Below are 12,087 nucleotides of genomic sequence, written 5' to 3'. Positions count from 1 at the left end.
CACCACCGCCGCCGACGGCACCGGCGCCACCGGCCGTCCCACCATCGTCCTCGTCGGCCACGGCATGGTCGGCCAGCGCTTCCTGGAGGCCCTCGCCGAGCGCGGGCTGACGGAGCGCGCGCACATCGCCGTGTTCTGCGAGGAACCCCGCGCCGCCTACGACCGGGTCCAGCTCACCTCGTACTTCTCGGGCCGCGCCCCGGAGGACCTGGCGCTCGGCGAGCCGGAGTTCATGGAACGGCACGGCATCGAGTTCCACCTCGGCGACCCGGCCGTGGCCGTCGACCGGGAGGCGCGCACCGTCACCTCGCGCGCCGGGCGCACGCTCCGGTACGACACCCTGGTGCTCGCCACCGGCTCGTACCCCTTCGTCCCGCCGGTGCCCGGCAAGGACGCCGAGGGCTGCTTCGTCTACCGCACCATCGAGGACCTGCTCGCCATCGAGGAGTACGCGAAGAACTCCCGCACCGGCGCGGTCGTCGGCGGCGGCCTGCTCGGCCTGGAGGCCGCCGGCGCGCTCAAGGGCCTCGGCCTGGAGACGCACGTCGTGGAGTTCGCGCCCCGGCTGATGCCCGTGCAGGTGGACGAGGGCGGCGGCGCCGCGCTCCGCCGCACCATCGAGGACATGGGCGTCGAGGTGCACACCGGCGTCGGCACCCAGGAGATCACCACCGGCGACGACGGCTCCGTCACCGGCATGGCCCTCTCCGACGGCTCCGCGCTCGCCGCCGAGCTCGTCGTGTTCTCCGCCGGCATCCGCCCCCGCGACCAGCTCGCCCGGGACTGCGGCCTGGCGGTCGGCGAGCGCGGCGGCATCACCGTCGACGAGAGCTGCCGCACCTCCGACCCGGCCGTCTACGCCATCGGCGAGTGCGCGCTCGCCGCCGACGGCAAGGTCTACGGCCTGGTCGCCCCCGGCTACGAGATGGCCGAGACCGCCGCCGCCGCCATCGCCGGCGCGGAGGCCGCCTTCACCGGCGCCGACACCTCCACCAAGCTGAAGCTGCTCGGTGTGGACGTGGCGAGCTTCGGCGACGCGCACGGCACCGCCGAGGGCTGCCTCGACGTCGTCTACTCCGACTCCCGCTCCGGCGTCTACAAGAAGCTGGTCGTCGGCTCCGACGGCGCGCTGCTCGGCGGGGTCCTGGTCGGCGACGCCGACGCCTACGGCATGCTGCGCCCGCTCACCGGGTCCGTGCCGCCGGTGCCGCCCGAGCAGCTCGTGCTGCCCGCGGGGGCCGGGGCGCCGGTCGCGCTGGGGCCGTCCTCGCTCCCCGACGAGGCCGTCATCTGCAGCTGCCACAACGTCACCAAGGGCAGCATCCGCGGAGCCGTCACCGAACACAGCTGCGGCACGGTGCCCGAGGTCAAGAAGTGCACCAAGGCCGGCACCGGCTGCGGCAGCTGCGTCAAGGTGCTCACCACGCTCGTCAACGACGAGCTGGAGGCCCAGGGCGTCAGCGTCGACAAGGGCCTCTGCGGGTGCTTCGCGCACACCCGCGCCGAGCTGTACGAGATCGTCCGGGTGCGGCAGCTGACCTCGTACGCACAGGTGCTCGACGAGCACGGCCGCGAGGAGGCGCGCGGCGGCGACGGCTGCGAGATCTGCAAGCCGACCGTGGCCTCGATCATCGCCTCCCTCGCCCCCTCCATCGGCGCCGACGGCTACGTCCTGGACGGCGAGCAGGCCGCCCTCCAGGACACCAACGACCACTTCCTCGCCAACATCCAGCGCAACGGCTCCTACTCGGTCGTCCCGCGCATCCCCGGCGGTGAGATCACCCCGGAGAAGCTGATCGTGATCGGTGAGGTGGCCCGCGACTTCGGGCTCTACACGAAGATCACCGGCGGGCAGCGGATCGACCTGTTCGGCGCCAGCGTGGACCAGCTCCCGCAGATCTGGGCCCGGCTGGTCGACGCGGGCTTCGAGTCCGGACACGCGTACGGCAAGGCGCTGCGCACCGTGAAGTCCTGCGTCGGGCAGACCTGGTGCCGCTACGGCGTGCAGGACTCGGTGCGGATGGCCATCGAACTGGAGCTGCGCTACCGGGGCCTGCGCTCGCCGCACAAGCTGAAGTCCGCCGTCTCCGGCTGCGCCCGGGAGTGCGCGGAGGCGCGCGGCAAGGACTTCGGGGTCATCGCCACCTCGAACGGCTGGAACCTGTACGTCGGCGGCAACGGCGGCGCCGACCCGCGCCACGCCGACCTGCTCGCCCAGGACCTGTCCGACGCCGAACTGGTCCGCCTCATCGACCGGTTCCTGATGTTCTACATCCGCACCGCCGACCGGCTGGAGCGCACCTCCGTCTGGCTGGAGCGGATCGAAGGGGGCCTGGACCACGTCCGGGACGTGGTGGTGCACGACTCGCTCGGCATCTGCGGCGAACTGGAGCGGCTGATGGCCGACCACGTCGCCGGCTACCGCGACGAGTGGGGCGCGACGCTGGAGGACCCGGAGCGGCTGCGCCGCTTCGTCTCCTTCGTCAACGCCCCGGGCACCCCCGACCCGTCCGTCCGCTTCGTGCCCGAACGCGACCAGGTCAAGCCGGACCTCGGCATCCTGGCCGGCCCCGTTCTCCCCGTCCGCACCCTCGAAGGGAGCTCCGCCCGATGACGCTCGCACCCGAGACCACCCTGGACCGGCTCGCCCCGGCCGCCCCGGCCTCCGCCGCCGGTACGGCCACCGCCACCGCGACCCGTGTCGAACTGCTGGTCGGCAACCGCTGGCACGCGGTCTGCGACACCGCCGGCCTCACCCCCGGCCGCGGAGTGGCGGTGCTGCTGCCGGACGGGCGGCAGGCGGCCGTCTTCCTGGACCGGGCGGGCGCGGTGTACGCGATCGGCAACCAGGACCCGTTCACCGGCGCCTACGTCCTGTCCCGCGGGCTGATCGGCCGGACGGGGCGGGACGGCCGGCCGTTCGTCGCCTCGCCGCTGCTCAAGCAGCGCTTCGACCTGGCCACCGGCCAGTGCCTGGACGACACCTCGGTGGCCGTCCCCGCGTACACCGCGCGCAGGGGCTGAGACCGCCACGGCCGGCACCGCCGCAGCACCCGCCGCCGTCCGTGCCGTCGTCCGCACACGCGTCCGGCGCGCCACCGGCCCTTCACGGGCCGGGGCGCGCCGGAACCATGCGGCGGGGCGGGCGGCCGGCCGCGGCTCAGCGCCGTCCGGGCAGGTGGTGCTTCCATCCGGCCACGGTGTAGGCGAGCTTCATGGCGTAGTAGGCCGGCTTCGGCTTGTACTCCTCGTCGTACGGGCAGGCCGCGCCCTCGCCCTCGAACCAGCCCGGCACCCAGGAGTCGGCGTCCGAGAAGCCCCAGACGGTGATGCCCTCGCAGCGGGCGACGGCCGTGCAGGCGTCGGTGACGGCCTTGTACTCGACGGCCTGCCGGAGCAGCTTCTTCTGGGTGACCGGCAGTTCCATGCGGATGTCGAGCTCGGTGACGACGACGTCCAGGCCGAGGTCGGCGAAGCGCTGGAGGTTGGCCTTCATGTCCTCCGGCTGCTGTCCGAGCACCAGATGGCCCTGGACTCCCACGCCGTGGATCGGCACGCCCTCGGCCAGGAGCTTCTTGACCAGCCGGTACGTCGCGTCGCTCTTGGGGCCGAGACCGTCGGTGTTGTAGTCGTTGATGAACAGCTTGGCGTCCGGGTCCGCGCGGTGGGCGGCGCGGAAGGCCTCGGCGATGTAGTCCTCGCCCATGGCGTTGTGGAAGATGGTCTCCCGGAAGGTGCCGTCCTCGTTGAACGCCTCGTTGACCACGTCCCACCGGTCCACCCGGCCCTTGTAGCGGCCTGCCACGGTGGCGATGTGGTCTGTCATGATGGTACGGATATCGGACGGGCTGAAGTCGCCCTCGTTCAGCCAGGCGGGGAGCTGGCTGTGCCACACCAGGACATGTCCATACAGATCCTGCTCGTTCGCATCCGCGAAGTCTGCGATACGATCGGCGTCGGTCCAGTTGAACTCGCCGCGCTCCGGCTCGACCGACTCCCATTTCATCGCGTTCTCGGGAGTGATACTGCTGAACTGCGTGGCGGCGATACGCGCGTAGGTGGGATCGTCCAGCCGGTCGGCCGCGACGGCCGTGCCGGCGAAGCGGCCCGTCGACGCGGCGGCATCGCTCAGCGTCCTGCCGTGGGCCTTGCGGTGGGCCTCGTCGTGGGCTCCCCCGGAGGTCTCCGCGGCGGTCGCGGGCGAGGCCGAGACAGCGCCGAGACCACCGAGCAGGGCGGTCGCGGCGAGAGCCGCCACCGCGGCCCTCCGGACGCGCAGTAGATTCATGAGGTTCCCTCTCAGCTTCACGCGCTTCCAGTTTTCCGGAAGAATGCTGCAAGTTTTCGGAGGCTGCGCCGGGAACGCTAGAGCTGGTTGGGACACCCGTCAACGGGTGTGGTGCAAGGAGGTTCCATGGCGGTCGACGAAGCCGGGCAGTCGCGACCCAAGGTCACGATCACGGCGATCGCACAGGAAGCGGGGGTTTCCGTCCCGACGGTCTCGCGCGTGGTCAACGGCCGGTCCGACGTGGCGCCGGAGACCCGCGCCAAGGTGGAGGACCTGCTCCGCCGCCACGGCTACCAGCGGCGGGGCACCGCCGGCCGCGAGGGGGCGGGCCTGATCGACCTGGTCTTCAGCGATCTCGACAGCCCCTGGGCCGTGGAAATCATCCGGGGCGTGGAGGAGGTGGCGCACGCGGCCGGCATGGGCACGGTCGTCTCCGCCACCCACGGGCGGGCCGGTGCCACCCGGCAGTGGCTGGAGAATCTGCGGGACCGCGCCTCCGACGGCGTCATCCTGGTGACCTCCGCCCTGGAACCGCTGCTCCAGAAGGAGCTGCGGCGGCTGGACGTCCCGATCGTGGTGGTGGACCCGGCCGGCTCCCCCGCCCTGGACGCCCCGACCGTCGGCGCCACCAACTGGGCGGGCGGCATGGCCGCCACCGAACACCTGCTGGAGCTCGGGCACCGCCGGATCGGCTTCATCGGCGGCCCCATGCGGCTGCTGTGCAGCCGGGCCCGGATGGACGGCTACCGCACCGCGCTGGAGGCGGCGGGCATCCCGGCGGTGGACGAACTCATGGTGGGCGGCGACTTCTACCACGAGTCCGGTTTCACCGGGGCACAGAAGCTGCTGGACCTGCCCGAACCACCCACCGCGATCTTCGCCTCCAGCGACCAGATGGCCCTGGGCGCGATCGAGGCGCTGCGCCGCCGGGGGCTGCGGGTGCCGGACGACGTGAGCGTCGTCGGCTTCGACGACCTGCCCGAGATGCGGTGGTCCTCGCCGCCGCTGACCACCGTGCGGCAGCCGCTGGCCGAGATGGGGAAGGTCGCGGCGCGTACGGTGCTGCGCCAGGCCCGGGGCGAGGAGCTGGACTCCCCGCGGGTCGAGCTGGCGACCGAGCTGATCGTCCGACACAGCTCGGCGGCGCCCGCCCGGGAGTCCTGAGCGGCGCCGGCCCCGCCACCCCGCCCCGTCGCCTGCCCCGCCGGTCCAACCGCCCCGCCGCCGGTGCCCTCCGGGGTCCGCGGCTCACGGGGCGCAGGGCCCCGGGCCCGCGTCCGGCCCTCCCGGGCCCCCAGGGTGCCCTCAGGCGCCCCCAGACGTCCCTCCGGACCCGCTCGGGCCCCCATGACGCCCCCGGCCTCCCCCGGCGTCCCGTGAGGGCGGGAGAGCCCGAACCTCCCGCGCCGGCAGCACCACCGGCCCCCGGGGCCGGCACCGTGCATCCCGCTCCCCCGGCGCCCTCCGAACCCGGCGGCCCCGCACAGCCCCGATGGACACGCGGAGCCCGCGCACCTCCTCGGCCACCCGCACCGGGAAGTCCCGCCGAACGCGGACGCCGGGGGGCAACCGGTAGCCTCAGGCAACCGGCAACCCCCGTGGCCCCTACACCCGTTCCGCGGACCGCGCCGGCGGCCCGGCCCTCCGACGCCCCGTCAACCGGCCCCGAGCACCCCGGCGTTCGGGTGCCCGTACGGCGGCCCGGGGGGCCACCCGCACCCCTCCGGCACGAACCCTCCGATCCCATTTTCGTTACAGCCGTTGACACAGCTCATGATGGATCCGTAACTTCCAGAAACATCGACCGATAATTTTCGGAAAGCTTCCGGAAGGTGTGCCATGCGGAACAACCTGTCACGTAGAGGCGGCCGTACCATCGCCGCCGTCACGGCCACGATCGTCGCTTCATCCGTCCTGGCCGCCTGTGGCAGCAGCGGCCCCGAAGGCTCCGGAGGCGGTGACGAAGGGACCCTCAACGTCTGGGTCTACGGAGACGCCTCGACGAAGGTGCAGGACGAGGCCGTCAAGCGGTTCAACAAGAACTCCGACGTCAAGGCCAAGCTCACCAAGGTCCCCGGTGACAGCTACCAGGACAAGCTCCGTACCGCGATGGGCACCCCCAACGCCCCGGACGTCTTCTTCAACTGGGGCGGCGGAAGCATCGCCAACTTCGTCGATAAGGACATGCTCGTCGACCTCACGCCGGAGTTCGAGAAGGACCCGGACCTCAAGGGCGCGTTCATCGACACGATTGTCGACGCCGGCAAGGTCAACGACAAGTACTACGGCGTCCCCATGCGCGGTATGCAGCCGGTGATCCTGTTCTACAACAAGAACGTCTTCGAGAAGGCCGACGCCGAGCCCCCGCAGTCGTGGGAGGACATGCTCGCCCTCGTCGACACCTTCAAGGAGGAGGGCGTCACCCCGTTCGCCCTGGCCGGCGCCGACGCCTGGCCCGAGCTGATGTGGGTCGAGTACCTGCTCGACCGCAACGGCGGCGCCGAGGTCTTCCAGCGCATCCAGGACGGCGACTCCGAGGCCTGGGGCGACCCGGCCGTGCTCAAGACGGCCGAGCAGATCAAGGAGCTGGTGGACCGCGGCGCGTTCGGCAAGAACTACGCGTCGGTCAACTACACCGAGGACGGTGCCTCCACCCTCTTCGCCAAGGACCGCGCCGCCATGCACCTGATGGGCAGCTGGGAGTACGCCAACCAGAAGGCGAACCAGCCCAAGTTCGCCGAGGACGGCATCGGCTGGACCTCCTTCCCGGCCCTCCCCGACGGCGAGGGCGACCCCAAGAACGTCGTCGGCAACCCGACGAACTACTGGTCGATCAACGCCAAGGCCAAGGAGCAGGAAGCGGCTCTGGAGTTCGTGAAGACCGCCGCCGAGGACGCGTACGTCAAGGACCTGGTCGCCAACGGTGACGTGCCCGCCACCTCCGACGCCGAGGAGCGGCTGAAGGCCCACGACGCCCCGCAGTACGCGGAGTTCCAGTACGAGATGGTCAAGGCCGCCCCGAACTTCACCCTCTCCTGGGACCAGGCGCTCCCGTCCCAGCAGGCGGAGCCCATGCTCACCAACATCCAGAAGCTCTTCAACGGCCAGCTCTCGCCGAAGGACTTCGTCGAAGCGATGAAGGGTCTGTAAGTCACATGCCGGCGTCCGCCACCCCTGGTACCACGGTGAAAGAGCCCCCCACGGGAGCGGTCAGGGCCCGGCCGTCCCGCGCCTCATCAGGCGCGGGGCGGCCGGGCCTCGGCTGGGCCGTCCCCGGGCTGCTCTTCTTCACCCTCTTCGCGATCATCCCGATGCTGCTGGTCGTGGCTCTGTCCTTCACCTCGTGGCAGGGCCTCGGCCTCCCCGAGTGGACCGGCGGCGCCAACTGGTCGCGGCTCTGGGAGGACCCGGAGATGCGGCAGGCCATCTGGCTGAGCGTGCTGCTCACCGGGCTCTCCTGGCTCTTCCAGACCCCGGTGGCGCTGCTGCTCGGTGTCTGGGCCGCGGGGACGCAGCGCAACCGCGCCGTCCTCTCCGCGATCTTCTTCCTGCCGCTGCTGGCCTCCTCGGTGGCCCTGGCGCTGCTCTGGAAGTCACTGCTCGACCCGAACTTCGGCCTGATCGCCGACATCGGCCCGTACATCGGCTTCCCCGACGGCAATCTGCTCGGTGACCCCCAGGGCGCCTTCGCGGCCGTGCTGTTCGTCGCCTCCTGGCAGTTCATCCCGTTCCACACGCTGCTCTACCAGGGCGGCGCGCGGCAGATCCCGAAGTCGCTCTACGACGCGGCGTACGTGGACGGGGCCGGCACCGTCCGGCAGTTCTTCAGCGTCACCCTGCCGCAGCTCAAGAACACCGTCATCACCTCGTCGGTGCTGATGGTGGTCGGTGCCCTGACCTTCTTCGACACCGTGCTCATCCTCACCGAGGGCGGTCCCGGTACGGACACGACCATCGTGCCGTTCCTCATGTACACGACCGGATTCGACGCGTTCGACATGGGCTACGCCAGTGCCATCGCCACCATCCTGGTCGCCATCGCCACCGGCGTCTCCCTGCTCCTCGTACGACTCACCGGCTTCAGCGCCATGCGCAGTACCCGGGAGGGAATGTGACCGACGTGCTGTCCAAGCGCCCCGCCACCGGCTCACCGGAGCACGGCGGCCCCCGGCCCGCGTCCGGACGGCGGTCCTTCCGGCTGCCGCGCTGGAACTACCCGGCCGGTTTCGCCTCCCTGATCTGGCTGCTCGTCGTCGGCGTCCCGCTCTACGCCCTGGTGACCTCCACCCTGCGGACCCGGGACGACTATCTCGACAGCGGAGCGCTGTCGGTGCCGGGCGACCCGACCCTGGACAACTACCGCAAGGTCTTCGAGAGCGACTTCCTGACCTACCTCGCCAACACGGCCATCGTCACCGTGGCGACCGCGGCCATCGTGGTGGTGCTCGCCGTGACGATCGGATACACGGTCGTCCGCACCCGCAGCCGGATGTCCAACCGGATCTTCCAGGTCTTCCTGCTGGGTCTGGCCATCCCCGCGCAGGCCGTGATCATCCCGGTCTATCTGATCATCACCAAGATGCATCTCTACGACTCGCTGCTCGCGATCATCCTCCCGACCGCGGCCTTCACCCTGCCGGTCAGCGTCGTGATCCTGGCGGGCACCATGCGCGACATCGACGAGGAGATGTACGAGTCGATGGCCCTGGACGGGGCCAATTCGCTGCGCATCCTGCGGCAGCTCGTCGTACCGCTCAGCCGGTCCGGCATCTCGACGGTGATCGTCTACGCCTCGCTCCAGGCGTGGAACAACTTCCTGTTCCCCCTGATCCTCACCCAGTCCCCGGAGACCCGGGTGCTGACCCTCGGCCTCTACGACTTCGTCGGCCAGTTCCGGGTGGACATCCCGGCGCTGCTCGCGGCCGTCGTGCTGTCGATCGTGCCCATCTTCGTCGTCTATCTCTTCGCCCGCCGTCAGCTGGTCAGCGGCCTGATGGGCGTCGGCGGCAAGTAGACGGCACCGCCCCCCCACCTTCATGCGCCGGACAGGAGTCCCATGCACCCCGAGACGAAAGGCCCCTGGCAGGACACCTCGCTGTCCACCGGGGACCGCGTCAGCGACCTGCTCGCCCGGATGACCCTGGAGGAGAAGCTCGCTCAGCTGTTCAGCATCTGGCCCGGCTCCGACTCCGAGGGCGAGGACGTCGCCCCTCTCCAGCACGAGATGACGGCGTCCGACGAGCCCGCGGACCTCGACGCCCTGATCCGGCACGGACTGGGCCAGCTCACCAGGGCCTTCGGCACCGCGCCCCTCGAACCGGCGGCGGGCGCCGCGGCCCTGGCCCGCACCCAGGCCCGGATCGCCGCGGCGAACCGTTTCGGCATCCCGGCCATCGCCCACGAGGAGTGCCTCACCGGCTTCACCACCTGGGGCGCCACCGTCTTCCCGACCCCGCTGGCCTGGGGCGCCTCCTTCAACCCGGCGCTCGTCGGCCGGGCGGCGGAGCTGATCGGCTCCACCATGCGCTCCGCCGGCATCCACCAGGGCCTCTCCCCCGTCCTCGACGTGGTGCGCGACCCCCGCTGGGGCCGCACCGAGGAGTCGATCAGCGAGGACCCGTACCTGGTGGCGACCATCGGCACCGCCTATGTGCGGGGGCTGGAGTCCAGCGGCGTCATCGCCACCCTCAAGCACTTCGCCGGCTACTCGGCCTCCCGCGCCGGCCGCAACCACGCCCCGGTCTCCGCCGGACGGCGCGAGCTGGCCGACGTCCTGCTGCCGCCGTTCGAACTGGCGGTACGGGACGGCGGGGCGCGCTCCGTCATGCAGGCGTACAACGAGATCGACGGGGTGCCGGCCGCCGCCGACTCCTGGCTGCTCACCGAACTGCTGCGCGACGAATGGGGGTTCACCGGCACGGTCGTCGCCGACTACTTCGGCATCTCCTTCCTGGAGTCGGCCCACCACGTCGCCGGCTCGCCCCGGGAGGCGGCCGGGCTGGCCCTGGCCGCCGGCGTGGACGTGGAACTGCCCGCCGTCCGCTGCTACGGCACCCCCCTGCTGGACGCCGTACGGTCCGGGGACGTCCCCGAGTCCCTGGTGGACCGCGCGGTCACCCGCGTCCTGCGGCAGAAGTGCGAACTCGGCCTCCTCGACCCGGACTGGGACCCGGCCCCGCCCGCCCTCGCCGGCCCGCCCGCCGCGGTCACCGGCACCGCCGGCCCGGCGGCGGACACCGCCCCGGACGCCGCGGGCACGGCGGACACCGCGGGCGCCGTGGCCCCGCTGACCGCCGCCCGTGAGGCGGCCCTGCGGCCCGGCACCGTTCCGGGCGCCGCGGGCGTCGACTTCGACCCGGCCGAGATGCGGGCGGTGGCCCGGCAGCTGGCGGAGGAGTCCGTCGTGCTGCTCGCCAACGACGCGGGACTGCTGCCGCTTACCGACGGCCCGGGCTCCCGGATCGCCGTGGTCGGCCCGATGGCCGACGACCCGGCCGCCATGCTCGGCTGCTACACCTTCCCCCGCCACGTCGGCGTCGAGCACCCCGAGCTGCCGCTGGGCGTGGAGGTCCCCACCCTGCTGGAGGCCGTCCGGGAGGCGCTGCCCGGGGCGGAGATCTCGCACGCCGCCGGCTGCCCACCGCCGGAGCCGGAGAAGTCCGGCGCGGTGGCCGCGGGCGTCGCCGGCGCGGACTCCCCGTCGCTCGGCGGCGTCCTCACCAAGCCGGAGACCGCCTCCGGCGGCGGTGCCGGGCTGCCCACGGCCACGGAGCTGCTCGACGCCGAGACCGACATGCTCACCGAGGCGGTCGGGCTGACCGCCGGGGCCGACGTCTGCGTGGCCGTGCTCGGCGACCGCTCCGGCCTCTTCGGCCGCGGCACCTCCGGCGAGGGCTGCGACGCCGCGGACCTCGAACTGCCCGGCGCGCAGGGCGCGCTGCTGGACGCCCTGCTGTCCACCGGCACCCCGGTCGTGCTGGTCCTGCTGACCGGACGCCCGTACGCCCTCGGCCGGTACGCCGGCCCGGGCCGCTCCGGCGGCACGCCCCCGGCCGCCGCCGTCGTGCAGGCGTTCTTCCCCGGCGAGGAGGGCGGGCCGGCCGTCGCCGGTGTGCTGTCCGGGCGGGTCAACCCCTCCGGGCGGCTGCCGGTCAGCGTGCCGTACGGGTCCGGCGGCCAGCCCTGGACGTACCTGGCCCCGCAGCTCGGGCTGCACAACGAGGCCAGCTCGCTCGACCCGACGCCGCTCTACCCGTTCGGGCACGGCCTGTCGTACACCTCGTTCGCGTGGACCGGCGGTGCCGTGGAGGCCGCGGACGGCTCCGCGGCGCACGCGGCCGACGGCGACGGGACCGTCCTGCTGGACACCGACGGCGAGGCCACCGTCCGGCTCACCGTGCGCAACACCGGCGACCGGCCCGGCACCGAGACCGTCCAGCTCTATCTGCACGACCCGGTGGCCCGGACCACCCGGCCGGTGAACCGCCTCATCGGCTACGCGCGGGTGCCGCTCGGGCCGGGCGAGGCCGCGGAGGTGCGGTTCGGCTTCCACACCGACCTCGCCGCGTACACCACGCGCGACGGCCGCCGCATCGTGGAGCCCGGCGACCTGGAGCTGCGGCTCGCCGCGTCCAGCGCCGACATCCGGCACACGGCCCGGGTCCGGCTGAACGGCGCGGAGCGCACCGTCGGGCACTGCCGACGGATGGTCTGCGCGGCCATGGTGCACCGGCTGGGCGTGCCCGGGCAGGGCACGGCCGCGGCGGCGCCGGAACCGGCGCGCGAGGAGACCGGCACCG

Annotated in this window: 7 protein-coding genes and 1 pseudogene; 7 read left to right on the top strand and 1 reads right to left on the bottom strand. The window is 72.4% G+C overall.

Annotation, left to right across the window (positions count from 1 at the left end; genetic code table 11):
• Positions 1 to 64 precede the first annotated feature (64 nt).
• Entirely contained in the window at positions 65 to 2,614 is a 2,550-nt protein-coding gene (nirB, locus tag SXIN_RS21995; RefSeq protein ID WP_238154002.1) for a nitrite reductase large subunit NirB, read from the top strand.
• On the top strand, positions 2,611 to 3,024 hold the full coding sequence (gene nirD / locus SXIN_RS21990) for a nitrite reductase small subunit NirD (RefSeq protein WP_019709124.1): 414 nt from the start codon (positions 2,611 to 2,613) through the stop codon (positions 3,022 to 3,024). The genes nirB and nirD overlap by 4 nt, the downstream gene beginning before the upstream one ends.
• A 136-nt stretch (positions 3,025 to 3,160) precedes the next feature.
• Here nirD and SXIN_RS21985 read toward each other — a convergent pair whose 3' ends face one another.
• On the bottom strand, positions 3,161 to 4,288 hold the full coding sequence (locus SXIN_RS21985; RefSeq protein ID WP_050930824.1) for an endo-1,4-beta-xylanase: 1,128 nt from the start codon (positions 4,286 to 4,288) through the stop codon (positions 3,161 to 3,163).
• Between the two features lie 126 nt (positions 4,289 to 4,414).
• On the opposite strand from SXIN_RS21985, the gene SXIN_RS21980 reads away from it, so the two are divergent.
• From SXIN_RS21980 to SXIN_RS21960, 5 genes and pseudogenes are all read left to right on the top strand, one after another.
• Positions 4,415 to 5,452 (top strand): LacI family DNA-binding transcriptional regulator, encoded by a 1,038-nt coding sequence (locus tag SXIN_RS21980; RefSeq protein ID WP_019709123.1) that lies wholly within the window; start codon positions 4,415 to 4,417, stop codon positions 5,450 to 5,452.
• Positions 5,453 to 6,127: 675 nt separating this feature from the next.
• A complete protein-coding gene (locus SXIN_RS21975; protein ID WP_019709122.1) occupies positions 6,128 to 7,438 on the top strand; it encodes an ABC transporter substrate-binding protein in 1,311 nt (436 codons plus the stop codon).
• Positions 7,439 to 7,443: 5 nt separating this feature from the next.
• Positions 7,444 to 8,403 carry a carbohydrate ABC transporter permease gene (locus SXIN_RS21970; protein WP_019709121.1) on the top strand — a complete coding sequence of 320 codons (960 nt, stop codon included), beginning with the start codon at positions 7,444 to 7,446 and terminating at the stop codon, positions 8,401 to 8,403.
• Positions 8,400 to 9,302, top strand: coding sequence for a carbohydrate ABC transporter permease (locus tag SXIN_RS21965; RefSeq protein WP_019709120.1), 903 nt, complete (start codon positions 8,400 to 8,402; stop codon positions 9,300 to 9,302). Before SXIN_RS21970 ends, SXIN_RS21965 begins: the two co-directional genes overlap by 4 nt.
• A 42-nt stretch (positions 9,303 to 9,344) precedes the next feature.
• A pseudogene (locus SXIN_RS21960) lies at positions 9,345 to 12,014 on the top strand (beta-glucosidase); the annotation flags it as partial.
• Positions 12,015 to 12,087: the final 73 nt, after the last annotated feature.

It is taken from the genome of Streptomyces xinghaiensis S187, from assembly GCF_000220705.2.
Classification (GTDB): Bacteria; Actinomycetota; Actinomycetes; order Streptomycetales; family Streptomycetaceae; genus Streptomyces; species Streptomyces xinghaiensis.
Note: the sequence above shows the minus strand (reverse complement) of the source record. Positions and strands in the feature narration are given on the sequence as shown.

What these genes read in the sequence shown, in the direction of transcription:
- nirB (WP_238154002.1), top strand. Translation starts at nt 65, where the DNA reads ATGGTCGGCCAGCGCTTCCTGGAGGCCCTCGCCGAGCGCGGGCTGACG.
- nirD (WP_019709124.1), top strand. Translation starts at nt 2,611, where the DNA reads ATGACGCTCGCACCCGAGACCACCCTGGACCGGCTCGCCCCGGCCGCC.
- SXIN_RS21985 (WP_050930824.1), bottom strand. Translation starts at nt 4,288, where the DNA reads ATGAATCTACTGCGCGTCCGGAGGGCCGCGGTGGCGGCTCTCGCCGCG.
- SXIN_RS21980 (WP_019709123.1), top strand. Translation starts at nt 4,415, where the DNA reads ATGGCGGTCGACGAAGCCGGGCAGTCGCGACCCAAGGTCACGATCACG.
- SXIN_RS21975 (WP_019709122.1), top strand. Translation starts at nt 6,128, where the DNA reads ATGCGGAACAACCTGTCACGTAGAGGCGGCCGTACCATCGCCGCCGTC.
- SXIN_RS21970 (WP_019709121.1), top strand. Translation starts at nt 7,444, where the DNA reads ATGCCGGCGTCCGCCACCCCTGGTACCACGGTGAAAGAGCCCCCCACG.